Origin of the sequence: Pseudoalteromonas aliena (assembly GCF_038155085.1) — a bacterium.
Lineage (GTDB): Bacteria > Pseudomonadota > Gammaproteobacteria > Enterobacterales > Alteromonadaceae > Pseudoalteromonas > Pseudoalteromonas aliena_A.
Map to the genome: position 1 here is coordinate 21253 of NZ_JBAKAU010000012.1, position 25733 is coordinate 46985.

The 25733-nt window shown below is 38.8% G+C and carries 27 protein-coding genes; 12 read left to right on the top strand and 15 right to left on the bottom strand.

The window, feature by feature from the left end; all coding sequences use genetic code 11:
* Positions 1-13: 13 nt before the first annotated feature.
* Positions 14-1795: a sodium-extruding oxaloacetate decarboxylase subunit alpha gene (oadA, locus tag V6260_RS12405; RefSeq protein WP_341594469.1), complete on the bottom strand. Its 1782-nt coding sequence runs from the start codon at positions 1793-1795 to the stop codon at positions 14-16.
* A gap of 11 nt (positions 1796-1806) precedes the next feature.
* Entirely contained in the window at positions 1807-2052 is a 246-nt protein-coding gene (locus tag V6260_RS12410) for an OadG family protein (RefSeq protein WP_341594471.1), read from the bottom strand.
* A 519-nt stretch (positions 2053-2571) separates the two neighbouring features.
* Here V6260_RS12410 and V6260_RS12415 point away from each other — a divergent pair.
* Both V6260_RS12415 and V6260_RS12420 read left to right on the top strand, forming a co-directional pair.
* Positions 2572-2745 carry a DUF1328 domain-containing protein gene (locus V6260_RS12415; protein ID WP_002961939.1) on the top strand — a complete coding sequence of 58 codons (174 nt, stop codon included), beginning with the start codon at positions 2572-2574 and terminating at the stop codon, positions 2743-2745.
* A 56-nt stretch (positions 2746-2801) separates the two neighbouring features.
* Positions 2802-2993 (top strand): hypothetical protein, encoded by a 192-nt coding sequence (locus tag V6260_RS12420; protein ID WP_341594480.1) that lies wholly within the window; start codon positions 2802-2804, stop codon positions 2991-2993.
* A gap of 270 nt (positions 2994-3263) precedes the next feature.
* Here V6260_RS12420 and V6260_RS12425 read toward each other — a convergent pair whose 3' ends face one another.
* Positions 3264-3962, bottom strand: coding sequence for a tRNA1(Val) (adenine(37)-N6)-methyltransferase (locus V6260_RS12425; RefSeq protein ID WP_341594481.1), 699 nt, complete (start codon positions 3960-3962; stop codon positions 3264-3266).
* A gap of 76 nt (positions 3963-4038) precedes the next feature.
* Here V6260_RS12425 and srmB point away from each other — a divergent pair, with 76 nt between their 5' ends.
* The 3 genes from srmB (at position 4039) to V6260_RS12440 (ending at position 6919) form a co-directional block, all read left to right on the top strand.
* On the top strand, positions 4039-5265 hold the full coding sequence (gene srmB / locus V6260_RS12430) for an ATP-dependent RNA helicase SrmB (protein WP_058549508.1): 1227 nt from the start codon (positions 4039-4041) through the stop codon (positions 5263-5265).
* Between the two features lie 271 nt (positions 5266-5536).
* Entirely contained in the window at positions 5537-5857 is a 321-nt protein-coding gene (locus tag V6260_RS12435) for a BON domain-containing protein (RefSeq protein WP_341594482.1), read from the top strand.
* A gap of 357 nt (positions 5858-6214) precedes the next feature.
* Positions 6215-6919, top strand: a complete 705-nt coding sequence (locus tag V6260_RS12440; protein ID WP_341594483.1) for a hypothetical protein — start codon at positions 6215-6217, stop codon at positions 6917-6919.
* A 202-nt stretch (positions 6920-7121) separates the two neighbouring features.
* Here V6260_RS12440 and V6260_RS12445 read toward each other — a convergent pair whose 3' ends face one another.
* Complete coding sequence (locus tag V6260_RS12445; protein ID WP_341594484.1) at positions 7122-8078, bottom strand: mechanosensitive ion channel family protein; 957 nt, start codon at positions 8076-8078, stop codon at positions 7122-7124.
* Between the two features lie 122 nt (positions 8079-8200).
* Positions 8201-8980, bottom strand: coding sequence for a peroxide stress protein YaaA (gene yaaA, locus V6260_RS12450; RefSeq protein WP_341594485.1), 780 nt, complete (start codon positions 8978-8980; stop codon positions 8201-8203).
* A gap of 225 nt (positions 8981-9205) precedes the next feature.
* On the opposite strand from yaaA, the gene tal reads away from it, so the two are divergent.
* Together tal and V6260_RS12460 are read left to right on the top strand one after the other, a co-directional pair.
* Positions 9206-10156, top strand: a complete 951-nt coding sequence (gene tal, locus V6260_RS12455; protein ID WP_058549502.1) for a transaldolase — start codon at positions 9206-9208, stop codon at positions 10154-10156.
* A 190-nt stretch (positions 10157-10346) separates the two neighbouring features.
* Positions 10347-10535 (top strand): DUF3545 family protein, encoded by a 189-nt coding sequence (locus V6260_RS12460; RefSeq protein ID WP_210998904.1) that lies wholly within the window; start codon positions 10347-10349, stop codon positions 10533-10535.
* A 67-nt stretch (positions 10536-10602) separates the two neighbouring features.
* Here V6260_RS12460 and ung read toward each other — a convergent pair whose 3' ends face one another.
* From ung to V6260_RS12500, 8 genes are all read right to left on the bottom strand, one after another.
* Entirely contained in the window at positions 10603-11265 is a 663-nt protein-coding gene (gene ung, locus V6260_RS12465) for a uracil-DNA glycosylase (protein ID WP_341594486.1), read from the bottom strand.
* Positions 11262-12122, bottom strand: a complete 861-nt coding sequence (locus tag V6260_RS12470; protein ID WP_341594487.1) for a cobalamin-binding protein — start codon at positions 12120-12122, stop codon at positions 11262-11264. The genes ung and V6260_RS12470 overlap by 4 nt, the downstream gene beginning before the upstream one ends.
* Positions 12122-12721 carry a cob(I)yrinic acid a,c-diamide adenosyltransferase gene (cobO, locus tag V6260_RS12475; RefSeq protein ID WP_256847850.1) on the bottom strand — a complete coding sequence of 200 codons (600 nt, stop codon included), beginning with the start codon at positions 12719-12721 and terminating at the stop codon, positions 12122-12124. Before cobO ends, V6260_RS12470 begins: the two co-directional genes overlap by 1 nt.
* Positions 12711-14195 carry a cobyric acid synthase gene (locus V6260_RS12480; RefSeq protein ID WP_341594488.1) on the bottom strand — a complete coding sequence of 495 codons (1485 nt, stop codon included), beginning with the start codon at positions 14193-14195 and terminating at the stop codon, positions 12711-12713. The genes cobO and V6260_RS12480 overlap by 11 nt, the downstream gene beginning before the upstream one ends.
* A 4-nt stretch (positions 14196-14199) precedes the next feature.
* Positions 14200-15204, bottom strand: a complete 1005-nt coding sequence (locus V6260_RS12485) for an iron ABC transporter permease (RefSeq protein ID WP_341594489.1) — start codon at positions 15202-15204, stop codon at positions 14200-14202.
* Position 15205: 1 nt separating this feature from the next.
* Complete coding sequence (locus V6260_RS12490; protein ID WP_341594490.1) at positions 15206-16018, bottom strand: ABC transporter ATP-binding protein; 813 nt, start codon at positions 16016-16018, stop codon at positions 15206-15208.
* A gap of 355 nt (positions 16019-16373) precedes the next feature.
* Positions 16374-17306, bottom strand: coding sequence for a porin (locus V6260_RS12495; RefSeq protein WP_341594491.1), 933 nt, complete (start codon positions 17304-17306; stop codon positions 16374-16376).
* Between the two features lie 182 nt (positions 17307-17488).
* Positions 17489-18340 (bottom strand): LysR family transcriptional regulator, encoded by an 852-nt coding sequence (locus V6260_RS12500; RefSeq protein ID WP_341594492.1) that lies wholly within the window; start codon positions 18338-18340, stop codon positions 17489-17491.
* Positions 18341-18431: 91 nt separating this feature from the next.
* On the opposite strand from V6260_RS12500, the gene V6260_RS12505 reads away from it, so the two are divergent.
* Positions 18432-18806 carry a DUF413 domain-containing protein gene (locus V6260_RS12505; protein ID WP_149603214.1) on the top strand — a complete coding sequence of 125 codons (375 nt, stop codon included), beginning with the start codon at positions 18432-18434 and terminating at the stop codon, positions 18804-18806.
* A gap of 85 nt (positions 18807-18891) precedes the next feature.
* Entirely contained in the window at positions 18892-20127 is a 1236-nt protein-coding gene (locus V6260_RS12510; RefSeq protein WP_341594493.1) for a diguanylate cyclase, read from the top strand.
* A 12-nt stretch (positions 20128-20139) separates the two neighbouring features.
* On the opposite strand, the gene rarD is transcribed toward V6260_RS12510, so the two are convergent.
* Together rarD and V6260_RS12520 are read right to left on the bottom strand one after the other, a co-directional pair.
* A complete protein-coding gene (gene rarD, locus V6260_RS12515; protein WP_341594494.1) occupies positions 20140-21057 on the bottom strand; it encodes an EamA family transporter RarD in 918 nt (305 codons plus the stop codon).
* Between the two features lie 51 nt (positions 21058-21108).
* Positions 21109-21564: a thioesterase family protein gene (locus V6260_RS12520; protein ID WP_341594495.1), complete on the bottom strand. Its 456-nt coding sequence runs from the start codon at positions 21562-21564 to the stop codon at positions 21109-21111.
* Between the two features lie 133 nt (positions 21565-21697).
* On the opposite strand from V6260_RS12520, the gene recQ reads away from it, so the two are divergent.
* From recQ to V6260_RS12535, 3 genes are all read left to right on the top strand, one after another.
* On the top strand, positions 21698-23521 hold the full coding sequence (recQ, locus tag V6260_RS12525) for a DNA helicase RecQ (RefSeq protein WP_341594496.1): 1824 nt from the start codon (positions 21698-21700) through the stop codon (positions 23519-23521).
* A gap of 7 nt (positions 23522-23528) precedes the next feature.
* On the top strand, positions 23529-23813 hold the full coding sequence (locus V6260_RS12530) for a DUF3630 family protein (RefSeq protein ID WP_341594497.1): 285 nt from the start codon (positions 23529-23531) through the stop codon (positions 23811-23813).
* A gap of 124 nt (positions 23814-23937) precedes the next feature.
* Positions 23938-25647, top strand: coding sequence for a BamA/TamA family outer membrane protein (locus V6260_RS12535; protein ID WP_341594498.1), 1710 nt, complete (start codon positions 23938-23940; stop codon positions 25645-25647).
* Positions 25648-25733 lie beyond the last annotated feature (86 nt).

Here is a 25733-nt window from a genome sequence, read left to right on the forward strand (position 1 = left end):
CCTCTATTTACTCCTAAGCTAATGCAATGATAGCGTCACCAGTATTTACAGCATCGCCTTCACTAACTAACACTTCAGCAATTGTTCCGGTATGCATTGCGCGTATTTCAGTTTCCATTTTCATGGCTTCCATAATAATCACTACATCACCTTCGTTAACAACTTGCCCTGCCTTTACTTTAATTTTAAAAATATTACCGGCTAACGGCGCATTAAGTGTTTCGCCCGATGCAACCGATGCAGACTGAGGAATGTGCTCAGAGTCTTTTAATGTTACCTCTTTTAGCTCACCACCTTGCGCCACTACTACGTCGTAAACTTTACCGTCTACTTTTACACTGTATTGCTCAGCTTTAACGCTGTTACTATTTGAAGCTGATTGAGAAGGTGCTTTACTGCTTTTATCTTCAGCAGAAGGTACTGGCTCAAATGCATCTGGGTTGTTGCGGTTTTTAATAAACTTCAAACCAACTTGTGGGAATAATGCATAAGTTAATACGTCATCAATTTGCTCATCCGCAAGTATTAACCCTTGATCTTGCGCTTCTTTTAATAATTTAGCTTCAAGCGTTGCAAGCTCAGGGTCAATGTTATCAGCTGGACGACAAGTAATTACGTCCGCTCCATCAAGCACGCGCTCCTGTAGCTCTTTGTTTATGGGAGCGGGCGTTAAACCATATTCACCTTTTAATACACCCGCTGTTTCTTTCGTAATTGTTTTATAGCGCTCACCCGTAAGCACGTTAAGTACTGCTTGAGTACCTACAATTTGCGACGTGGGTGTTACTAAAGGTAAAAAGCCAAGGTCTTCGCGTACACGAGGGATCTCAAGTAAAACCTCATTAAGTTTATCAGCCGCGCCTTGTTCTTTAAGCTGGTTTTCCATGTTTGTAAGCATGCCACCAGGTACTTGAGCCAGTAAAATACGACCATCAACTCCTTTTAAACTACCTTCAAATGCCGCATATTTAGTACGTACATCTCTAAAATAAGCTGCAATTTCTTCTAAGTGGTTTAAATCAAGATTGGTATCGCGCTCAGTTCCTTCAACTATCGAAACAATGGTTTCAGTTGCTGAATGGCCATACGTCATACTCATAGATGAAATAGCGGTATCAAGCATATCAATACCTGCATCAATTGCTTTTTGATAAGTCGCAGTACTTAAACCTGTTGTAGCATGGCACTGCATAGCAATAGGAATTGATACCGTTTCTTTAAGTGCTTTAATTAGCTTTTCAGCATCGTACGGCTTTAATAAACCCGCCATGTCTTTAATACAAATTGAATGACAGCCTAAATCTTCTAGTTGCTTAGCAAGAGTCAGCCACATATCAAGTGTATGAACAGGGCTTACTGTATACGAAATAGTACCTTGAGCATGCGCGCCTACTTTTATAGCCGCTTTAATCGCTGTTTCAAGGTTACGTACATCGTTCATTGCATCGAATATACGAAACACATCAACGCCATTTTTATGCGCGCGTTCTACAAATTTTTCAACAACGTCATCAGCATAGTGACGATAACCTAATAAATTTTGCCCACGCAACAACATTTGCTGTTTAGTATTAGGCATCGCTTTTTTAAGCGCACGAATACGCTCCCAAGGATCTTCGCCTAAATAACGAATACATGAGTCAAATGTGGCACCGCCCCATGATTCAATTGACCAATAACCCGCATCGTCTAACTTGCTAGCAATAGGTAGCATATCGTCTAGGCGCATGCGTGTTGCGAGCAATGATTGATGCGCATCGCGTAATACCAATTCTGTTAATTTTAATTTAGCCATGTGTGTGCCCCTTATTTGTTATTTGATTTGTGCTGAGCAATGGCAGCACTAATAGCCGCAATGTGCTCATTAGGCACGCCTTGAGATTTAAAAGACGGTGACTTAACTGACGTAGCCACTTCAGGTACACCAAAGCGCGTCACCAAATTAGACATAAGCGTTACTGCACCAATTAATATCGACAGAAATACAAACACCCCAACCATGCCAGTAAGCATTAAGTTACCAGCCGTTGTGAGTAGAGCACCTATATCCATTTTTCTCTCCCTTAAAACTCATATCGAAAATAAAAAATCGATTTAATTAAATATTTATTCACTGGATAATAACAAAACTAATAGTTTTGTCTACATCCTGTAAATTGGTAAAACCAATTAAACAATAAACAACATAATACTCAATTAATTTACATGCTATAACTCAGCAATTACGCACTCTGCAATACACACAATAAATAACGACTATAGTTAATAGTTATATTGAAGTTGGTAAGTAACTATCAACCCAAGTAAAAATAAGCACTAACTTTTAATATTAAATACAAAGCAGTATGCCAATTGTTAATTGGTCTTACCATAAAAGTGTACTTATCGAACATTTAGCAGTTATTTGCAACAGTGTGAATAACTTACATAACAAAGCGTAAAAGTTACTAACCAATTAATAACTAAAAACACATCAAAAACCCATAAATCACTGATATATATGAAAAATAAATATTGGCATATAACTAGCACCTGTTACTGTGAGCAAATTTGATAACCAAGGAGAAAACAATGTTACGCTGGACAATTACATTTTTAGTTATTGCTTTAATCGCTGCAGTGTTAGGTTTTGGTGGCATCGCAGGTGCCGCAGCTGGTATAGCAAAAATTATATTTTTTATCTTTTTAGTACTTTTAGTGATTTCATTAGTCTCAGGTGCACTACGTGGTAAATCACCCAGGTAAATAATGCATTTAACTAATAAGCACTAAATTAATTAACACTTACAAGGAATTACATTATGAACACTACAACTTTAAAAGCAGCATTAATTGGCGTTTTCGCAAGTCTTTTCATCATGGGTTGCGAAGACAACCACGCAGAAGAGGCTGGTGAGCGTATTGACGAAGCAGTAACTGATGTACAAAACTCTGTTGAAGATGCATGTGAAAATGTAAAAGAAGGCGTTAACGCAGAAGAAACTAACTGCTAATTCTTCACCTAAAAAAGCCACCAATAATTAGATATCTAATTATTGATGGCTTTTTTAGTATTTTTTAATACCAAGCCACTTAATTAAGTGAGCTATTTTTAGGTAAGAAATCATGTCGATAACACGTCAAAAATTTCGCTATTCAATTGTTCTACATAAGAGTTTTTAACACTTTTAGTGTCAGATTCAATCCCTTAAATTGATTAAGTATTATTGAGGATTGGTGTAAATAGCACACCTCTGAATATTTTACCGTCATAAATGATAAATCTACATTTTCAAATAAAATGCTTTGCACAGGGCTATATAATCAGCAGTGTAGGTATTATCTAAGTTTCTAATACACAGAGTTGATGATTCTATATCGCTTTTTACGTAGCTAAATGTCATTAAACTGCGGCTAATATCTTTATTGGGCGTGGCTTTTACTTGGCAGTGAGTATTTAAATAAAGCCCATTTTGAGTAGCAAGCTCAATAAATAATGCACCTCCTATACTCGGAAGTATTAAACTAAAGCGAGAGCGACTATGGCTTAAACGTTTAAACGCATTTAGTAACTCTTCAAAACTTAATCCGTCGGTATGGCGTGCGGTATTACGCGCAGCATTATCGCCTTTTAAACTGTGATTAAAATACGGTGGATTAGAGATAACCACGTCAAATTTAACTTCACTACTAAAGCTTTGAATAGTTTGGTGCGTAATATTTATAGTTGACCACGGGCTATTAGCTACATTTTGTAATGCTTGGGTATAGGCGCTCTCGTCAATTTCTACCGCAGTTATATCAAGCTCATTACTGCGCTGCTTACACATTAGTGCTAGTAAGCCGGTGCCTGTGCCTATATCAAGTAATGACTTTGCACCGCTTAAATTAGCCCATGCGCCAAGTAAAATGCCGTCGGTTGAGACCTTCATTGCACACCTGTCGTGCTCAACCTTAAATTGTTTAAACGTAAACCCAGACATTTTTTCACCTTTTCGTTCACCAACTGGCGTATAGCGCGTATAATTGCAGGTAATTGTCCCTTATTTTAGACACTCTATGCAATTTTCTGAATTTGATCTTGATACCAAGCTACTCGACGCCATTGATAAAATGGGTTACGAAACGCCAACTAGCATCCAACAACAAGCTATTCCTGAGGCACTACAGGGGCGCGATATTTTAGCATCTGCACCTACTGGCACAGGTAAAACAGCGGCATTTTTAATTCCTGCTATTCAATACTTATTGGATTTTCCACGTCGTGAACCTGGTTTTGCCCGCGTATTAATAATGACTCCAACACGTGAGCTGGCGTATCAAATTCATGAACAGTGTGAACTACTTGCTAAACGTACGCACCTAAAAATTGGCGTGGTAACGGGCGGCATTAACTACGGTACTCACAAAGAGATTTTTGAAAAAAATAACGATGTATTAATTGCCACTCCAGGGCGATTAATGGAATACCTAGAAACTGAAAACTTCCATGCTGAACATGTAGAAATGCTTATTATTGATGAAGCAGATCGCATGTTAGACATGGGTTTCAAAAAAGAAATGAGCCGCATCTGCGATGAAGCTAAAAACCGTCGTCAGTGCTTTTTATTCTCGGCAACGCTTGAAGGCGACAGCGTAGAAAGATTTGCAGAAACAACGCTAAACGACCCTGCTCTACTTGAAGCTGAATCGTCACGCAAAGAAAAAGCTAAAATTCACCAGTGGGTTCATCTTGCAGATGATTACCACCATAAACTAGAACTTTTAGTAAACACCCTAAATGGCCCTGACGTCACTAAAGCTATTGTATTTGTTAAAACGCGTGAGCGCCTTGAAACACTCATTGGAGAGCTTACTAATAATGGCGTAAAAGCGGCGTGGTTACGCGGTGAAATGCCTCAAGATAAACGCATGAAAGCCATGGAAAACTTTCACAGCGGCCGTACTAAAATACTTATCGCTACTGATGTTGCAGCGCGTGGTATAGATGTATCAGACATCAGCCATGTAATTAACTTTGACCTACCGCGCACCGCAGACGTATACGTACACCGAATTGGGCGTACAGGCCGTGCAGGGAAAAAAGGGGTAGCAATATCACTTGTTGAAGCACACGACATTGGCATTTTATATAAAGTAGAGCGCTACATTGAGCAAAAACTTAAACGCCGTGTAATTAAAGGTATTGAGCCGCAGCATAAAGAAGCTAAGCCACCGGCTAAAAAGCGTAAAGATCCAGTAAAAATGAAAGCCAAGAAAAAGGCTAAGGTTAAAAAGAAAAAGTAACCAAACATATTTTATTCTAAGCCGACTTTTGTCGGCTTTTTAATGCAAGCCTTGCAGTCTCTGGTGTTTGTACCTGTTACATATGTAACCCAAGCATGTAACTCATACTCATTTAAATGTAATTTTTGCCCACCTGAATTCTCACTTAATAAAATTCCCTTATATTTCATAGCGTTAATATTGGCATCGAAATTGTAACTACAAAGATAACCTAGCCGATGGAATTTCCATTTTGTGGCTGCACTATTCACTGTAATGTAAGGATTAAGTTATGAACCGCTTCAAGTTAACTATCGCTTTAGTATCATTTTGTTGTTTATTTTTATTAGCTTGCGCTACAAAAGTAAGTGCAGCAACAAGTATGGCCGTAGTAAGCAGTGTAGCCTCTCAACCTAACTTACAACAAACTATCACCAACACCCTACGAACCAACCCTAACCTGGCGTTAAGTGATATTCGTGTGCAGGTAAAAAATGGTGAAGTAGATTTATACGGTGAAGCACAAACTGGTTTTCAACGTGCACTAGCTCAAAAGTTTTTAGAAAATATGGATGGGGTTAAAATCATTCGTAATAAAATTAGCGTTATTTAATACGTACCACATAAACCTATTTACATAACTAATTCGTAAGCGCGGCTTGTTACTCCAACACAAGCTGCGCTTTTTTATATGATAGTAACTCTTCAGCTAAACCTATAAATAGCTTTAATGAAGCACTTCTTTGTATTCTACAAATAACTTGTCTTACACTCGCACAGTGATGACACTAAAGTCTAGATCAACCAAGTATCAACTGCTCAATTCTGAAAAATGATTATTTTAAATAAGTTATAGGCGACACCATTGATTAGATTGTTTTAAATAGTTAGTGTCAGAGTTACACCCAACATAGTTACAATGTGAGATTTTAATAAACTTCCACATACACAGCCTAATAAGATCAACCCTATGATAAATACAAAAAATAACATTTCATTTAACAGTCTAATTGAGATTATAGAACTCTTTCAAAATGACAATACTACAATTAATGTAGTCTCATTGTTAAATGACGATCTTAATAACGGGTACAAAAAAAGATGGATGCAACTAGCTGAATACGGATGGTTTCTTCATTGGTATATTTCTACTGAAATTGAGGAGATAATTCCAAAAGGGGCTAAAAGAGTTGACGAATACATGATCACAGAAACTAAATCATATCTCGTTTATATATTTGAAAAAGTCATAAGTTTATACCCTCACCGGAAACATATTCTTGATGCAGCACTCGATCTCCATAATGAAGGTAACTATATAGCATCTATACCTTTAATTTTTGCACAAACAGACGGTATTTTTGAAGAAGAAACATCTAAATTTCTTTTTACGAAGAAAAAAAGAGAAAATGCTTTAGAGCAGCTAATTAATTCAGACTTAAACAACTTAGATGATATATCACTTTCTCCACTCCTAAAAAAATTAAACAGCTCTCTGCCCATTCGTAGTGATGATATTAGGGATTTAAAAAAGTCAGCACCTAATCGACATGGTATATTACATGGAGATCAAAAACATCTTGATTATGGTACGCAGATCAATTCTTTGAAGTGCATTACGTTGCTCGCTCATGTAGCCAACACCTTTGAAAAATTAGACAATAAACCAAAATAATTTTATGTATTTCCTCTCTAATAAAGATGTAGAAATAATTGAATGTCGACTATTTAGAGCTTGGGAGCAACGCTCTTCATTTCACTTTGCTGAATTTACCAAAATTATCTCCTAAATAATTGCAGCATAAACTTCCCTGTAAAAATGCGCTGTTGGTAAGTAACTATTTCCCAATGCTTTTGGCTAATGTGCTTTAACTAAATTACTCACTTTGGCTAGAGTCAGCACCGTCGCTACTATCTTTAGTTGATGACTGCGGGCTTATTTTATCGCTTATCATTGCATCGAGCTTTTCGCCGCCTTTAATACCAAAATCTAGAGTACGAATTGGGAAAGGAATACTAATATCAGCTTCATCAAGTGCTTGCTTAACTGCAACAACACCTTTGTGGCGAACTGTCATGAAATCAGGCTCGCCTGGGTATTTAATCCAAAACCACACCAACAAGTTAATGCTGCTGTCGCCAAAACCTTCTGCGTATACAGCGGTTTCGTCTTTGCGTATAACAAAGTCAAATTCGTTAATTTTATCAACTATAACGTCTTTGGCCTTTTCAATATCATCACCATACGAAATGCCGACCGGTACTTCTATGCGCCTAACGCCTAACGTGGTGTAATTTTTTAGTATATTTCTAAATAAGACTTTATTTGGTACGAGTATTAGCTGCCCGTAAAAGCTCTCTATTAGCGTGTTACGCAGGTTTATAGAATGTATTGAACCGAAAACATCGTCGGTTTCAATTACATCACCCGCTTTAAATGGTTTGCGTATTCCCATAGCTATACCGGCTATTAGATTTTCGGTCATGTCTTGAAATGCAAAACCAATAGCTAAACCCACAATACCGGCACCGGCAAGTAGCGAGGTAACAGTGCCCTTTAGCCCAACAAAATCGAGCGCTATAAATAAGCCAATACAAAGTACAATAACTTTAAATATAGAAGCCATTAAGTCAGCTATTTGTGTTGAGTCGAGCGAGCGGCGCAATACGTTTTTCATCAATTTACCGGCATAGCGCGCTAATATAGAAAATACGAGTGCGATAACAATAGCGACAATAAAATTAGGAATGTGACTTATTACTACATCAAACCAGCCACCAAGTTTTTCTTCTATCAGTTTTTCGGCTTCGCCAACGGTTGGCATATTCATCATAATGCTGTACCTGCTTGTTAGTCGTTAATTAATTTTAGACAATGTTTGCAAGTTTAGCGCCAGCATAAAAAAACCATGCAATGCATGGCTTTTTTGTAATTATAAGGCGTAAGAAAAACCCATTAGTTTTGCTCGTCGCGCATAAATACTGGCTCAAGATCTTTAGTTGTTGCCTCGGGGCTAAAGTAATAGCCCGCAACAGTAAACTCTTTTAATTGGCTGAGCTGCGTTATTTGGTTTTCTATAATGTAACGGGCCATCATACCGCGTGCTTTTTTAGCGTAAAAGCTAATAACTTTATACTGACCATTTTTGCAGTCTTTAAAATGTGGCGTAATAATTTGTGCATTAAGCGCTTTTTTATCTACCGCTTTAAAGTACTCGTTTGAGGCAAGGTTAACGAGGTATTGTGCGTCTTGTGCTTTTGTTACTTCGTTTAGCTTGTTAGCAATAATACTACCCCAAAACTCATACAAGTTTTTACCACGAGGGTTTTCAAGCCTGGTACCCATTTCTAGGCGGTAAGCTTGCATTAAATCAAGTGGTTTTAATAACCCATATAAACCAGAAAGAATACGTAAATGGCTTTGTGCGTACTCTAGGTTACTCGCGGTAAGTGTGGCGGCATTTAAACCACCGTAAACATCGCCGTTAAAGGCAAGTACTGCTTGTTTAGCATTACTTTGTGTAAACGGCTGCGACCATTCACTAAAGCGCGCTGCGTTAAGCCCAGAGAGCTTATCGCTAATTTTCATTAGGCTGCCAATTTGCGCTGGTGTTAGTTCTCGGCATACTTTCATGAGCTCTTCGCTGTGCTCTAGTAATTCAGGCTGAGTGAACTTGTCTGTTGCGGGTGGCGTGTCGTAATCAAGATTTTTTGCTGGTGAAATAACAGTGATCATAGTTAGCTATTGACTTGTAATTTATTTAATGTCAATTTCAACATTAAATGAAACGAAAAGCACGTTTTGTTTAAATAAATCCTCCCTTAAATAACTCATACATCGCCGTTATTCTATTGATAAGGACATAAGACCTATCAAGCATTGTCACACTGTTGCAGTATGGATTGTATATATTAAGGGTGTTTAGATTTTCTTTTAACTTGCTTGGAATGAGGAAAGCAAATGACTTCAGCTCTACAAAGGCTCAAACAACATTCATCTATCGTAGCCGACACTGGCGATATTGAAGCGATCAAAAAGCATCAACCAGAAGATGCAACAACAAACCCATCGCTTTTGTTAAAAGCGAGCGAGATTGAAGCTTATAAGCCTTACCTTGATAAAGCTTGGAGCTATGCAAAAGAAACCGAGCAAGATGCAGCTAAACAACTAGAACTTGCATGTGATTACTTTGCAGTATTGCTTGGTAAAGAAATTAGTGAAATTGTACCGGGTTACATTTCTACAGAAGTAGATGCTCGTCTATCGTTTAATACTCAAGCTACAATTGACAAAGCCCATACGCTACTTAGCCTTTACGAAAAAGAAGGCGTAAGCAAAGACAAGATTTTAATTAAAGTTGCGTCTACGTGGGAAGGCATTAAAGCCGCTGAGCAGCTAGAAAAAGAAGGGACTAAATGTAACCTTACTTTATTATTTAGCGATGCCCAAGCTCGCGCATGTGCCGATGCAAACGTATTTTTAATCTCACCATTTGTTGGCCGTATTTTAGATTGGCACGTTGCTAACGGTATGGAAAAACCAACTGATCCATTACAAGATCCTGGTGTTCAGTCGGTTCGCAGCATTTTTGAATTTTACAAACGTCATGATTATAAAACCGTTGTTATGGGCGCAAGCTTTCGTAACACGGGCGAAATTATTGCCCTTACAGGTTGTGACAAGCTAACTATTAGCCCTAACCTTTTAGAAGATTTAGGTAATTTAGAAGGCGCACAGGAATACCTATTAGAGACAGATATTCCTAAAGAGCCAAAACCTGAACCGCTTACAGAGGCTCAGTTCCGTTGGTTACATAACCAAGATGCAATGGCAACTGAAAAGCTAGCAGAAGGTATTCGCTCTTTTGCTGATGCACAAGAACAACTAGAAGCACGTTTTAAAGCAATGTAATTGGTTTAAAACGTACTTTAAAAAACGTCGCAATTGCGACGTTTTTTTATGCCTAAAATAATATAAGACCTGTATAAACCTTCATCAAGCGATCACATATTTGCAACATTACTGTCACTTTTTTATTCTATTTTAGCTAGGCCTGTGGTATAGGTATTCTTGAGGTCAATAAAATCAATAGGAGAAGTACATGGATAGCCTAAACGATATATTAGAGATATTAGAAGGTCCTGATACAACACGGAAAACCTCTCAGAAAAATAAAAAAAGGAAGTGGCGGGAAATAGAAGCAATAAAAGACAAACACCGTTTACGTAAAGAACTAGAAGAATACGATTACTTAACAGACAGCATTTCAATTGACGAGCTAGACTTTTAATCCTTTACAACCAACTAAGCAAAAAGGCTTTCACTATATGAAAGCCTTTTTAATGCGTTGCTTTTAGTTAAACCTGCCAATTAATGGGTTCATTACCTTGTGATTGTAATAACTCATTTGTTTTTGAAAAGTGCTGACGGCCAAAAAAGCCACGATGCGCCGAAAGCGGCGAAGGGTGCGGTCCTTTTAAAATATGATGGCGTGCACTGTTAATACTTTTACCTTTTTTTTGTGCGTGTGCACCCCATAAAATAAATACCACGCCTTCGCAGTGCTCGTTAATATGCGCAATTACATTATCTGTAAACAGCTCCCAGCCTAAGTGCTTATGAGAATGCGCTTGCCCTTGCTCAACAGTAAGTACAGTATTAAGTAAAAACACACCTTGCTCTGCCCAACTTTGCAGGTAACCGTGTTCTGGAATAGTAAAACCAGCAATGTCGGTAGCTAACTCTTTATACATATTTTTAAGCGACGGTGGCAGTTTTTTAACCTCAGGCAATACCGAAAAACACAAGCCATGTGCTTGCCCTTCGCCATGGTAAGGGTCTTGCCCCAAAATAACCACTCGAATGTTGTTAAGTTCTGTAGCATCAAAAGCGTTAAATACTTGCTGCTCAGGCGGATAAACTGCAACGCCTTCTTCTCTGCGCTTAGTGACATAATCTAAGGTTTTCAGCATATAGGGCTGCTGTAATTCGCTTTGTAAAAAGCCTGACCAATCGCTCATTGTGTGCTCTTAATTTGTTTGCGTGATGCATCTATTTTATCACACATATCAGCAAGCCCATCAAGCATACGCGGCGAAAAGCGATGTAATAAATCGGCATTTACACTAATAAAATGATTATTTTTAACCGCAGGCACTTCTGGCCACTTTTGCCAATTGACGACCGGTTGTGGTGTTTTTGATTTTTCATCAGGGGTAATAATAATTTGCGGCTTAGTCACAACAACATTTTCGATACTAATCTGCGGGTAGTCGGTATCGCTTTGTGCAAACACATTACTTACATGACATGTTTCAATAAGCTGGTTTATCCAAGTGTTTTTACTTACCGTCATCATTGGCTCTGGCCATAGTTGATAAAAACCAGTTAATATTTTTTTGCTTTGCTGCTGTTTTTTAATTTTTTTAAGCTTAGTAATAAATGCGTTTGCTACTTGCTCGCTTTGCTCAATACGCCCAGTAAATTTACCAAAAGTAATCAGCTCGTTTGCAACTTCTTCTATTTTTTTGGGATCACTTAAATGTACTTTTATACCTAGGCGTTTAATTTGTTCTAAATCTTCACTTTGATTTCCGCTTTTCCACGCAATTACCAAGTCAGGTTTGAGCGCTAATAACTTTTCAAGGGAAATACCATAGTAACCACCAATGCGCTCAATGTTTTTAGCCTCAGCAGGGTAATCGGCGTAATCAACAGTGCCGACAATATTACTCCCCGCACCTATAGCAAATAGGTTTTCTACTATATGCGGCGCAAGTGCCACTACACGTATCTTATTAGGATTTGTTACTTCATTTGCAGCTGCATTGCCTAATAAACTGCATAGCCCAAGTCCAACTAAAAGCGCTTTGTACATTAGTAATCAAACCCTTCTAATGCTTTTATTCCTGAGTCGAACGCATGTTTTACATTACGTACTTCACTTACTGTGTCTGCAAGATCGGTTAAAGTGCGATGCGCTGCACGACCGGTAATAATAACCGACTGCATAGGTGGGCGGTTATTAAGTGCACTGACCACTTCGTCTAGATCGATGTAGCCGTAAGTCACCATGTACGTAAGTTCATCAAGCAATACTAAATCAATACTGCTATCTGCAAGCATACGTTTAGACTCTTGCCACGTTGCTTGGGCAGCAGCAGTGTCGGCCTCTTTATTTTGTGTATCCCATGTAAACCCTGTATTCATTACTGCAAATTCAACGCCTGCACCTTGCAATAAGTTACGCTCGCCACATTCCCACGTACCTTTAATAAACTGACATACTGCGGCTTTTTTACCATGACCAACACAACGCGCAACCACACCAAAGCCCGAGGTTGATTTACCTTTACCATTTCCTGTAATTACTTGGAATATACCTTTTACGTCTTGCGCAGCAGCAACACGCGCATCTACCTGCTCTTTTACTTTTTGCTGGCGTTGCTGGTGCTTATCGTTGCTTTTATCTGTCATTATTGTACCCTTCATAAATCGATATAATTTGTTGTATGTTTAAGTGCGCCTCGCACATAGTTGCTAAGCGCTCTAATTGCTGTTCGCGATGCTGGGCAATACTAATTGGCTTTAATGTGGCCTCTGGTTTTACCCAGTTTAAAATTTGCGTTGTGGCGTTTGCTTCATCAAATAAACCATGTAAGTAAGTGCCCGCTATAGCATTATCATCGCTAATAAAGCCATCGTTTACAAACCCATTAGGATGCTCATTAAAAGTTAAAAATGGCTTATTAAGCGCTGTGCCTTTACTAATACCTGCATGTATTTCGTAGCCGCTGCACGGTGTTTGTAAATCATTTAACTGCATCGTCGCTGATAATTTAGAGAGTACTTTTTGCGTGCTCAATGTGGTTTCAAAATCGCACAGGGCAAGCCCCGTTATTTGCTTTAATGACGACTCAACTCCATCTGGATCGTTGATTGTATTGCCCAGCATTTGCATCCCTCCACAAATGCCAAGTACTTTGCCACCATAGCGTAAGTGTTGCTTTATTTGTGTATCCCAACCTTCGCTTTTTAAAAAGGTTAAATCCCCAAGCACATTTTTACTACCCGGTACAATGATCAGATCAACTGCTGGGATCGTTTGCGTGTGGCGTACATACGTTATATTAATATTGGGATGCAAACGCAGTGCATCAAAGTCGGTATGGTTACTAATATGAGGTAATAAAAGTACTGCAATATTAATGGTGGCACTCGTCACTTTGTTATCTATCGCAACGGCATCTTCAGCATCAAGGGCTAAATCGTGCAAATACGGAAGTACACCAAGCACTGGCTTATTTGTGTATTGCTCTAGCCAATCAAGCCCGCCTTGTAGCAAACTCAAATCGCCTCTAAAGCGGTTTATCACAAACCCTTTTACGCGCGCTTGTTCTGATTCGCTTAGTAGCGCTAATGTACCCACTAAGTGTGCAAACACGCCGCCTTTGTCAATATCAGCAATGATAATGACCGGGCAATCTACCGCTTCTGCATAACCCATATTTGCTATATCGTTTTCACGTAAGTTAATTTCAGCAGGGCTACCAGCACCTTCAACCAATAATAAATTAAAGCGTTTAGCTAAGCGGTTATGCGAGGTAAGTACGGCATCCATTGCCACTTTTTTATAATCGTGATATTTGCCCGCTTCCATATTACTAATAGCTCTGCCATGAATAATAACTTGTGCGCCAGTGTCGCTATTAGGCTTAAGTAATATTGGGTTAAAGTCTATCTCTGGCTCTACCTTTGCTGCTATTGCTTGAAGAGCCTGGGCACGGCCAATTTCGCCGCCATCTTTAGTTACTGCACTATTAAGTGCCATATTTTGTGGCTTAAACGGGGCAACATTTACTCCTCGCTTTGCAAACACTCTGCAAAGCGCGGCTACTAACGTGCTTTTACCCGCATCTGATGTAGTGCCTTGAACCATTAGGGTTTTCATTGGGCTACACCTTCGATTTTCTAAGAAACAATAAACTTAAAAAAAACACACTACCTATTGCAGCAGTAATAACACCGACAGGTAGCTCTTGGTTTTTTAATAATGAGCGTGCAAACACATCAACCCACACCATAAACGTGCCGCCAACTAAGCTCGTCACTAATAGGCCAGCTACACTACCTTGTGATATAAAAAAGCGCACAATATGCGGTACCATTAAACCTACAAAGCCTATACCACCACACATTGCCACCAGCACTGCGGTTATTAACGAACTTAAAACAAGCATTAAAATTCTAAATCGATGTACCCGTACACCTAGCGTTATGGCGCTTTCATCGCCCAATAACATTGCATTAAGCTGCCTTCTGAAGCTCAGCATAAAACCAATGCACACAACAATAACGACTAACGGCAACCAAAGCGTTGCCCATTGCGCACGTGCAAAGCTACCTAACGTCCAAAACAAAATGGCCGCAACAGCCTGAGGATCGCTCCAATAAAGTAATAAGCTAGTAAATGCGCTAAATAAAAACGACAATGCAACACCTGCCAACAACATAGACTCAACTTGAGCACTTTGCTGCCTACCGGCTATAAGTATTAATAAACTCATTGCAGCCAAACTACCTAAAAGCGCCGCTGTCGATAACATAAAACCAGCGCTAATACCTGTAACAGCCATAAGCACTACCACACCAAACGAAGCCCCCGATGATATACCGAATAAATACGGATCGGCGAGTGGATTACGCGTAACAGTTTGTAAAATAAGCCCTGCAATTGCTAATCCAGCGCCTGCCATAAATGCAAGTAAGGTACGCGGCATTCTCAGCTCGTAAATAATACGCGTATTGAGAGATGCATCATTTGACAGTAAAAAACTAGTTAGCACATCCTCAAGTGAAGTATCTGCTGCGCCAAAACTAAGTGCTGCAAATAAGCTAAATAACGCAGCTAAAATGCTTATAAATAGCGCAAGTGAGTGGCGAGTATTAACTGCGCTCATATTATTTGTAACCATAAAAGTAAGTGATGTGCGGAATGCTATTTCCTGATTTCGATAGTTGTGGATGGCTATTGACTTGAGCACACACACCAAAAACGTCGTCTAGCATATTTTCGGTTAATACCTGCGTTGGCGTGCCCGAATGCGTAATTTCACCGTTTTTAATAACGACTAGTTCGTCACACATTGCTGCTGCTAGGTTTAAATCGTGAAACGATGCAAACACCGTTACCCCGAGCGATTTAGCTAGCTCCATAACTTGTATTTGGTATTTAACATCTAAATGGCTGGTTGGTTCGTCCATAATTAATAACTGAGGCTGCTGCACAATAGCGCGAGCTATTAAAGCGCGCTGCTTTTCGCCGCCAGAGAGCGATTCGAAACTTTGATCACTATGATCTGCCAACCCTACAGTGTTGATAGCTTGGATGATTTTTTGTTTATCGCTGCTGGTAACTGAACTGAATATCGATTTATGAGGAGTAAACCCAAGTGCAATAACATCAAATACACTTAGGTTAAATTGCGAAGGCGTTTCTTGGAGTACCACAGCAACTTGCTTTGCATAATCTTCACTTTTAAGTTGCCAAATATCGTGATTATTAAAAGTAATCTGCCCTGATGTTGGCTGATTAAAACGATATAAGCAACGAAGCAAACTCGACTTACCTGCGCCATTTGGGCCTATTAAGCCCACAAACTTACCTGGCGATATTTGCAAATTAATATTATTTAAAATGCTTTTCTTGGCAATCCCCCACGAAACATTATTAACGTTAAGTAAAGGTGTGTTTGGCGCTAATTTAGTGTGCAACAGTGAGTCCTTGGTAGGCGCGTACCCACTAACAATACAACTAACAATACCTAGTGCATTAAAAAAAATGAGTAAACCCGCTCGTTAAAAAATTTTTACCGATCTGCTTAGATACAAAAACTATTAAGCGATAAAATTTAATTCGTTAAATGCTCAAATATTTATGCTGATTGGTATTACTCATTTGTATCTGACTTAAAGCTTTATGCTAATTACAGTTACGGGAATAGTTGAGGGTTTGCACCTCATTCCAAATGAGGGTCTATTATGGGCGGCTAAAGAATTTAAAGCAAAAAAAACCGCGCTCAAAGGAGCGCGGTTAAAAAGGGAGTGTTTTAACTAATTTAGCGAATAGTTAAAACTTGTATTCCATACCTAAACCTACATAATCTTGGTCAACGTTGTTGTCCATGTCGAAGCTTGAGTAAAAACCAAACACTTTAATGTTTTTGTTCAACTTGTGATCAACACCTACCGATACCGCTGTTTTATCATCGCTATCGTCAAAGTCCATTGCTTGGTACTGTACTTTGAAGGTGTTTTTACCCATGCTGTAAGCTGCATTTAATAAGTAACCATCCGCTTCTGCACTGCCATCTACAGTTTCTTGCGTTTGGTACATTGCGCCTAGTTTAAAGTTTTCAACTTTACCTTGGATTGACGCACGTACAACATCGTAGCCATTTACTTCGCTATCAGCTGCAACTGACGCATAAATAGCGCTCTTTTTAAGTGCTACATCACCATAAGTAACCGCTAATGAGTAACCGTTATCAGCATCTACGTCATCTTCAGCGATAAAGGTAGCAAGTAACTTAAAGCCTTCGTATGTTTTAGATGTATAAGTAATTGAATCACCTAAACGGTTTTCACCTTTAAATACGTTTTTAATATCGCCTTCAAGGTCGTTAAATAAATCTAACTTACCTTGAGATTGTTTAAGGGCTGTATCATTACGGCCCACAACTACCTGACCATATGCGCCTTTTAAGCCAACATATTGGTTACGAGCAGAAATATTATCGTCGTTATCACCTTTTGAGTCAGCATCAGACACGTCTACTTGAAACTCAAACTTATAAACCGCTTCTAGGCCATCTGTTATTTTTTCAGAGCCTTTTAAGCCAAAGCGAGATGCGTTACTTTTAATTTCAGTGAAAGACCCTTCACCATCATCAGACGATTGCACAGTAACATTCGCTTTACCGTAAACATCAACGTCTGCGAGCGCATTAAAAGATAAACCACTTACTAAAGCGACACATAAGCTCGATTTTACAAATTTCATGTTATTTCCTCGATAATCACAAAAGACTAATTTTCAAAACAGGTGCAGTTTGGCACCACTAAATGACAAAAATATTACAAATGAAATATTTTTGTCTTTTAAAGTTAATAAAACTGCATTATTTATGAAATTAAAAGTACATGAACAGTTATTGGTTACCTAGTACCAAATAAAAATACCGATTAAGTTAGCTCAACTTTAGGCAATAAGTTTATTAAGGTTTCTATTAATTCCTTTTGTTCATTGTCTCTATGATAGGCTACAAAAATATCTCTTGAGGTATTTTCTACATCTTTAACATGAAACAGCTCACCCTTATCAAGATGATCTTGCACAAGTACCTGAGGTATAAAGGCACTGCCACCACATTGCAGTATTAAATCAAGCGCAATACGCCCAGTACTCGTTCTAAAATAAGGTGGGGTTTTCCCCGTAAATTGACGAGCATGCCAAAGTGAAAACGTTGTACCCCAGTCAACATACACATACTGGTTATCAAAAAAGTTTTCGTTGGTTGCAGTATCGTAGCCACTCACTGGAATAATAGGCAACTCACATATACGCTCAACCACTAGTTCGTCTACCTTTGGCGGATCAAACAAAATTGCTAAATCGAGTGTGCGCTCTAAAAGTAGTCGTGTACTTTCTTGCTGCGCTTTAACCTCAGCTACAAGCGACACCCCAGGCATCGCCGACACTATATTAGTAATACCAAACTGTAAAAAGGCATCCCATATGTTTGGTGTGCCAGCCAAGCTTATTTGTTTATGCATATTATCAGCAAGCGCCACATCTACTTTTGCGCGCTGCATGCCCGTAATAATCATTTTTGCATGAGGTAGTAAACGCTCACCGGGTGCCGTTAATTGAATATTATTTCGTTGGCGTATAAATAAATTAACCCCAAGCCCTTGCTCAAGCTGGCGAATCCTAAAACTAACCGCAGACTGCGTAATATAAAGATTTTCGGCCGCTTTACCAAAGTGGCGAGTACGCACTACTTCTACAAATGTTTTTAATAAATCTATATCCAATTTTTTATCCTCACGATAAAAATAATTTGTTTAATAAATTGCCAAACTTGCATCATACTCCAGCTAATTACTAAGGTATGAGGATAAAGCTATGAGCAATAACATTTCATTACTACGCCAAGCATTTGTTAGCCAACGTCAATTTTATGATGATCAAAATTTTCCACGAGGCTTTAGCCGTAGCGGAAACTTCACCTTATTAGAAGCCAGCATACTTGAACAACACGGAGTTGTTTTAAAAGGCTTATACAGTAAAACAATTGAGCCGCAAAACGAACATCAAGAACAGTTTGTAGCAGTTGTAACTGGCTCACAAGAACCTACCAACCCAATCGAACGAGCTTGGGTAAAATACTTAAAACTAACGACCTGTAAAACTAAGTTTCATACTTTGTTTGGGCGTTCAAAAATGTCGAGTCCTGCACCTGTAAGTCAAGATTATTACTCAGACTCTGATAGTCTGTAAGTACTTAAGTTATTTGCTTTTTTGCGTTTTAACAGTTACAACTTGTATAAGCAAATATTTTTGCAAATATATATAGGGTTGTTCCGTGACGCGAAAAATACTAATAGTTGAAGATACACCTGCCATGGCGCGAGTGCAGAAGCATATCGCGCTTAAGGCAGGTTATGAAGTTGATATAGCTGAGTCATTAGCGCAAACAAAAGAGCTTATAAGTAAAAACAGCTATTTTTGCGCTGTAGTTGACTTTATATTACCTGATGCCCCATTAGGTGAAGCAGTACCTTGTACTGTTAATGCTGATATACCAACGATTGTAATGACGGGCAATATTGATAAAAAAACTCGCGATACAGTAGAAAAATACCCAATCATCGATTACATCATTAAAGAAAACAAGCAAGCTTACCAGTACCTCGAAAAACAACTAAACCGCCTACCTCGCAACGAAAATGTAAAAGTACTCGTTGTTGACGACTCTAAATCGACCCGACGACATATTTGTAGTTTATTAGTGCGCCATAAGTATCAAATTATTGAAGCACAAGACGGCAGAGAAGCATTAAACCGGCTTGAAGCTTCACCTGACATTTCAGTTATTATTACTGACAATGAAATGCCTAACATGAATGGCGATGAGCTATGTAGCGAAATACGCCGTTTATATAGTAACGACGAAAAAGCTATTATTGGTATTTCCGGGTCTGATTCGTCAGAATTATCTACGCTATTTTTAAAAAATGGCGCAAACGATTACCTACATAAACCTTTCAATAGCGAAGAATTTTATTGCAGGCTTAGTCAAAACGTCGATATGTTAGAGCTTATAGCCACAATAAAGCGCCAAGCAAACACAGATTATTTAACTAATTTACCAAATCGTCGTTACTTTTTTGAAGAAGCTGAAAAGTCTTTAAAGCAAATTAAACGCATTAAGGGTGACGGTGCTTTAGCGATGCTTGATATTGATCACTTTAAATCAATTAACGATACATACGGGCACGATGTAGGCGATGAAGTATTAAAAGGGCTCTCTATTTGCTTTAGTAAATACTTTAAAAATCATTTAATTGCGCGTTTGGGCGGTGAAGAGTTTGCAGTTTATTTTATGAATATAGATAAGCAAGAGGCACTTAAGCGCCTTGAAGGCTTTAGGTATTTTATAGAAATGAATAGCCAGGAGTTTAGTAGAGCTAAAATAAAATTCACCATTTCTATTGGCTTTGCAAACGGGCCTGTTTATCAAATTGATGAACTTTTAAAACAGGCCGACTTAAAGCTTTACGACGCTAAAGAATTAGGTCGCAATAAAGTAGTTAGTTAACCATTTTATTAATTATACTTCTGCGGCTGTAATAGCCGCTTTTTTACGTTTGCGTGATTGATGGTAAGAGTCCCAGCTAAAAATAGCCAGTGCACTCCAAATACATGCAAACGTAACTAATCTCTCTGCATCAAACACTTCACCATAAAACATCACAGCTAGTATAAACATTAAGCTTGGCCCAATGTATTGAAAAAAGCCCAGTGTAGTATATTGCAAACGCTTAGCTGCACCGGTAAAACACAGCAGTGGTAATGTAGTTACAATACCTGCACTAATCAGTAGTACATTAGTATACCAATCGTTAGCTGCTAAGCTTGAAGTCGGTGTTGGCACCATTAACCACCAATAAATAAGTGCGACAGGCAGTAATATAAGTGCTTCGAGTAAAATTCCAGGTAGGGCTTCGACTGGTAACTTTTTACGTAATAAACCATAAAGTGCAAACGATATAGCCAGTGAAAAGGCAACTACTGGGAACGAGCCAAAGCTAATTAGTTGCAGCACCACACCGCTAAAGGCAAGTGCTACTGCTACCCCTTGGAACTTACGCAAGCGTTCGCCTAAAAAAAGCATACCCAGTAATACATTTAAAAGTGGGTTTATGTAATAGCCTAAGCTTGCATCAAGCATATGGTTATTATTTATAGCCCAAATAAATAAACCCCAATTAAACCCAAGTAGCGCAGAAGTAATAACAAGCATGAGCAAAAGCTTAGGTTGAACAATTATGCGCTTAATTTTACCCCAATACCTTAAAATACTTACTACCAATACTAAAAACACAACCGACCAAATAACCCGATGCATTAAAATTTCAAAAGCAGAAACATGCTGAATCAATTTAAAGTATATTGGCGCAAGACCCCACATTAAAAAAGCAAGACAAGCAAAAATAGCACCTTTACGCTGTTCAGTATCAATCGACATAATAAACACTTAGTGATTTAAAAGGCCGCTAGTTTACTTGCCATACGCATTTTATCCAACTAAATACGTTCCTGTTCCAAAAGCAATTTGAACAGATTGCTCGTTATGTAATTCCATTCTGCATACACATACTTTATTACCTGAACGAATAAGTGTCGCACTGGCTGTAAAGCACTCCCCTTTACCAGGGCGTAAATAATCAGTACGTAAGTCGATAGTCCCAAGCGTTGCTAATTTTGTTTGCACGCTTGTGATATCTAAATCAGTGAGTTTATCAATTACGCTTGCTGCAGCAAGCATACCGCCTACATTATCAAGTACGGCTGAAATAACACCACCGTGTAGTATTTTTTGCGCAGGGTTACCAATTAGCACATCCTGCCACGGAAACGTAATTTTGGCCTGTTTAGGGCCTAATGATTCAACAGATATTTGTAAAAACTGGTTAAACGGCATGCCATTTACAAATAATGCGCCCACTTGTTCAATTAACATTTCTTTATTCATTATTATTCTCTACGTCCAAACTGGTAAGATGAGTAAAGCATACATAGTGTAAAACCACGAGACTGCACTTAAATAATTTATCAAGTAACTCAGCTAAAGACATCTCACTAAAAAACCACTAAAATACTAGCCAATGAATACATCAACACCACCTTCTAGCACCCTTGTGCGTCAACCCGAAACTGTCCTCAAACAAGTGTTTGGTTACAGTGAATTTCGCGACGGCCAAAAAGCAGTTATTGATGCTGCTATTAACGGCCAAGACTCGCTTGTATTACTCCCTACCGGTGGAGGAAAATCGGTGTGCTACCAAGTTCCTGCTTTAGTGCTCGAAGGCGTAACTATTGTTATATCTCCCCTTATATCGCTAATGCAAGACCAAGTAACGCAACTGCAAGCTCTTGGGGTAAAAGCCGCTTATGTTAATAACAGCTTAGCACGAGAAGAACAGCAAATGGTGTATCAACAGCTTCATCAGGGGCAGGTTAAACTTCTATATGTTGCGCCTGAAAAAGTATTACAACGCGAATTTTTAGAACGTTTATCGCACCTAAATGTAAGTCTCTTTGCCATAGACGAAGCGCACTGTGTGTCGCATTGGGGTCATGACTTTAGACCTCATTATTTTCGCTTAAGCGAATTAAAGCAACGTTTTACACACATTCCAATGATGGCATTAACTGCAACAGCCGATAAAGCCACCCGTTTTGATATAGTCGAGCAACTAAAATTACAACAGCCTTATATTCATACTGGCAGCTTTGATCGCCCCAATATTCGCTACACCATAGAAGAAAAATTTAAACCTATGGTGCAATTGCTTCGTTATCTAAAGGAGCAAAAAAGCCAAAGCGGTATTATTTATTGTACCAGCCGTAAACGCGTGGACGACATTGCCGAAAAACTTGCAGATGCAGGCCTTAATGCAGCCGCTTACCATGCGGGTATGAGTAACGAGCAACGCCAATTTGTACAAACAGGATTTGCCCGTGACGACATTCAAATAGTGGTTGCGACTGTGGCATTTGGTATGGGAATAAATAAACCTAACGTGCGCTTTGTATTGCATTACGATATTCCTAAAAGCATAGAAGCTTATTATCAAGAAACCGGGCGTGCTGGTCGTGACGGCTTAGCCGCAGAAGCCATAATGTATTTTGATCCGGCTGATATTGGCCGCGTTAGGCGCTTTTTTGAAGATATAGATGATGAGCAACGCCGCCGCGTAGAAGAACAACGCTTTAACGCCATGGCAAGTTTTGCCGAAGCGCAAACATGTCGCCGACAAATATTACTTAACTACTTTAGTGAATACAAACGCGAGCAATGCGGTAACTGCGATATTTGTATAAATCCGCCAAAAAGCTTTGATGGTACTTTAGTTGCCCAGCAAGCACTTTCGTGTGTATACAGAGCCGGACAACGCTTTGGTTTAGGTTATATTGTTGAGTTATTGCGCGGAGCTAATACAAGCCGCATACGCGATAACAACCACCACGAATTAAGTACTTACGGCATAGGTAAAGATAAAAGCAGTGAATTTTGGCTCAGTATTTTACGCCAGCTTATTCATCAGGGTTTACTAAGCCAAGATATTACTCAAGGTGCTTCACTTAGGTTAACCGAAGCAGCACGCGCTATTTTAAAAAGTGAATATGCGCTGCAAATGGCTGAACCTCGCTTGCAAGCCAAGCACGTATACCAAGATAAGTTAGCCCAATTTAATTACGACAAAAAACTGTTTGCTCGCCTGCGTGCACTTCGTAAAGAACTTGCTGATGCCGACGATGTGCCACCTTACGTTGTATTCAACGACAAAACGTTAGCCGAAATGGCGCAGCTTATGCCAACAAACGACAGTGAATTTTTAAAAGTCTCAGGTGTAGGTTTTACTAAGTTAAATAAGTACGGCGGCGAATTTTTAACGGCAATTCGACATTACCTAGCTACAAATTAAGAGCATTATGACCCAAGTAGAATACGATCATACATACAAATGTATTTTGATTAACCCTATCGAGCTACCAAATGATGAAGACTTTGAGCTATGGAGTACATTATTTTTACACTCAGACGATATAACCATCAATGAGTACTCCGCTGGTGCGGATCGCCATCAAGTTCGCTTTACTTATAATCATCAAACCTTTAACTTAAATTATGAGCATTACAGCCAAAGTACTTGGATTAATGGTGAAGGTATTGATGCTGAGCACCTACTTGCTGCGTTAGCTTACTATTTAAGCTGACTTATTTTCTTTATTCATTAACAGTGATTTTATTTTCAGACTCTATACTTTTACTTACATTTTAGTAACTTTGATGTAAGCTGACATTACGGTAGTAATTACTACGTCACTGTAAAGGGTTTGAATGGTTAATAAAAAATTGATATTACAATGCTGTATTAACTTAAGTATTTTTAGCTTATGTGTATCAAACACCTCCGCTAAACAGCAATCAAATACAAATAGCAACTGCCATGTGAAACAGTCAGTAAACGCGCATAACAAAAGCTTGCGCCGTCAACTAGATGACGAAACAATACTGATAGCAGCGAAGCCTAATGCAATTATTACCGACATAACCCTTGAACAACTCAATGTATTTAATACTAAACTAAAAGAAGAAAATAACGCTTTATTTCGTTTTGCCAATCGTGCTCATATTCAGACAGAGCCAGACGTAATTAATAATCTTTTACTATTCTCTCCTGGTGATAAGTATGATGCTAAAAAACTCGCAGAGTCTGAGCGCTTACTTCGTAAAGAAAGTTACTTATACGATGCACAAATTAGCGCAACCGAAAACTGCGATGGTAACGTTAATGTGAAAGTAGTAACCCGAGACTTATGGACATTGTTACCAGAAGTGAGCTTTAGTCGTAGTGGCGGGGAAAATAAATCCAGTATAGGATTTAGAGAATCAAACTTATTTGGTTGGGGTAAGCGCTTGTCTTTCTCGCGCACTACTGATAGTGACCGTAATGGTTATTTATTTGTGTATGATGACCCAAATATTTTATCTACTCGCTACCGAGGCCGTTTAGAGTATGCAGATAACAGCGATGGTAAACGCCATTTACTTGAACTAACCTACCCTTTCTACGCAATAGATACTCCTTTTAGTTATGGTATTTTAAGCTATTCTGAGCAGCGCCAAGAATCACTATATAAACGCGGCGAAGAGTTTAGCGAATTTGATCAAACTACAGATTTAAACCGTGTATTTATAGGGCACTCTAAAGCGCTTAATAATAATTGGACCCGACGACTAACTTTAGGCTATACCGACGAGCAACATACCTTTGAAGCTATAGACACCACATTCGCACCACTTGCCGATGATAGACGCTTAAGTTACCCCTTTATAAGCGGTCATTGGTTTGAAGATAACTATATAAAAGTACGCAACTTTGACAGCATATCTCGTACAGAAGACTTAAACTTAGGTTGGAATATTGAAAGCTTAATTGGCTATTCAGACAAATCATTAAGTAATGACGATAGCCGCGCAGTGTATTCATTTAGCTTTGAAAAAGCACATTTCACTAATGACAGCACTTTATGGCGCTTTAGTGCTGATATTGATGGTTATTGGAACAAAGAAAAAAAAGAGTTCGAAAACTTTATGGCTACTAGCCAAGTTCAATATTACTTAAACACCAGTATTGATCAATCTTGGTACGTGAAAGCTCGTGTGCAATATGCAAGAAATTTAACGCCAGATCAGCAACTCACTTTAGGTGGTGAAACCGGGTTGCGTGGCTACCCTATGGACTACCAACATGGTGATCGCAGTTTTTTACTCAGTTTAGAGAAACGCTATTATTGGGAATATGATTTACTACAACTGTTTAAAGTAGGTGCCGCTGGGTTTGTTGATGTTGGTCGAGCATGGTTTAACAATCAAGATAATGGCGAAAACGATCATGTACTTAAAAATGTAGGGATAGGTCTTCGCTTAGCCCCGAGTAGAGCTAATGCAGGTACCATGATCCACATAGATATTGCGGCTCCATTGGATAGTTATGACGATGTAGACTCAGTGCAATGGCTAGTAAGTGTAAAAAAATCTTTTTAATAGTTAAAGCCCAGCTTAAATAACTATTTTGAATCATACTAAACAGCTAAACTAACCACTTAGCTATTGCTTATCACTCATGTGGG

Excerpts from the sequence above, each read along its gene's own strand:
- oadA (WP_341594469.1), bottom strand. The coding sequence starts at position 1,795 with ATGGCTAAATTAAAATTAACAGAATTGGTATTACGCGATGCGCATCAA.
- V6260_RS12495 (WP_341594491.1), bottom strand. The coding sequence starts at position 17,306 with ATGAAATTTGTAAAATCGAGCTTATGTGTCGCTTTAGTAAGTGGTTTA.
- V6260_RS12415 (WP_002961939.1), top strand. The coding sequence starts at position 2,572 with ATGTTACGCTGGACAATTACATTTTTAGTTATTGCTTTAATCGCTGCA.
- V6260_RS12425 (WP_341594481.1), bottom strand. The coding sequence starts at position 3,962 with ATGTCTGGGTTTACGTTTAAACAATTTAAGGTTGAGCACGACAGGTGT.
- V6260_RS12460 (WP_210998904.1), top strand. The coding sequence starts at position 10,347 with ATGGATAGCCTAAACGATATATTAGAGATATTAGAAGGTCCTGATACA.
- V6260_RS12410 (WP_341594471.1), bottom strand. The coding sequence starts at position 2,052 with ATGGATATAGGTGCTCTACTCACAACGGCTGGTAACTTAATGCTTACT.
- V6260_RS12520 (WP_341594495.1), bottom strand. The coding sequence starts at position 21,564 with ATGAATAAAGAAATGTTAATTGAACAAGTGGGCGCATTATTTGTAAAT.
- V6260_RS12480 (WP_341594488.1), bottom strand. The coding sequence starts at position 14,195 with ATGAAAACCCTAATGGTTCAAGGCACTACATCAGATGCGGGTAAAAGC.
- rarD (WP_341594494.1), bottom strand. The coding sequence starts at position 21,057 with ATGTCGATTGATACTGAACAGCGTAAAGGTGCTATTTTTGCTTGTCTT.
- tal (WP_058549502.1), top strand. The coding sequence starts at position 9,206 with ATGACTTCAGCTCTACAAAGGCTCAAACAACATTCATCTATCGTAGCC.
- V6260_RS12420 (WP_341594480.1), top strand. The coding sequence starts at position 2,802 with ATGAACACTACAACTTTAAAAGCAGCATTAATTGGCGTTTTCGCAAGT.
- V6260_RS12505 (WP_149603214.1), top strand. The coding sequence starts at position 18,432 with ATGAGCAATAACATTTCATTACTACGCCAAGCATTTGTTAGCCAACGT.
- ung (WP_341594486.1), bottom strand. The coding sequence starts at position 11,265 with ATGAGCGATTGGTCAGGCTTTTTACAAAGCGAATTACAGCAGCCCTAT.
- V6260_RS12535 (WP_341594498.1), top strand. The coding sequence starts at position 23,938 with ATGGTTAATAAAAAATTGATATTACAATGCTGTATTAACTTAAGTATT.
- srmB (WP_058549508.1), top strand. The coding sequence starts at position 4,039 with ATGCAATTTTCTGAATTTGATCTTGATACCAAGCTACTCGACGCCATT.
- V6260_RS12485 (WP_341594489.1), bottom strand. The coding sequence starts at position 15,204 with ATGAGCGCAGTTAATACTCGCCACTCACTTGCGCTATTTATAAGCATT.
- V6260_RS12445 (WP_341594484.1), bottom strand. The coding sequence starts at position 8,078 with ATGATGAATATGCCAACCGTTGGCGAAGCCGAAAAACTGATAGAAGAA.
- V6260_RS12435 (WP_341594482.1), top strand. The coding sequence starts at position 5,537 with ATGAACCGCTTCAAGTTAACTATCGCTTTAGTATCATTTTGTTGTTTA.
- yaaA (WP_341594485.1), bottom strand. The coding sequence starts at position 8,980 with ATGATCACTGTTATTTCACCAGCAAAAAATCTTGATTACGACACGCCA.
- cobO (WP_256847850.1), bottom strand. The coding sequence starts at position 12,721 with ATGACAGATAAAAGCAACGATAAGCACCAGCAACGCCAGCAAAAAGTA.
- recQ (WP_341594496.1), top strand. The coding sequence starts at position 21,698 with ATGAATACATCAACACCACCTTCTAGCACCCTTGTGCGTCAACCCGAA.
- V6260_RS12440 (WP_341594483.1), top strand. The coding sequence starts at position 6,215 with ATGATAAATACAAAAAATAACATTTCATTTAACAGTCTAATTGAGATT.
- V6260_RS12530 (WP_341594497.1), top strand. The coding sequence starts at position 23,529 with ATGACCCAAGTAGAATACGATCATACATACAAATGTATTTTGATTAAC.
- V6260_RS12470 (WP_341594487.1), bottom strand. The coding sequence starts at position 12,122 with ATGTACAAAGCGCTTTTAGTTGGACTTGGGCTATGCAGTTTATTAGGC.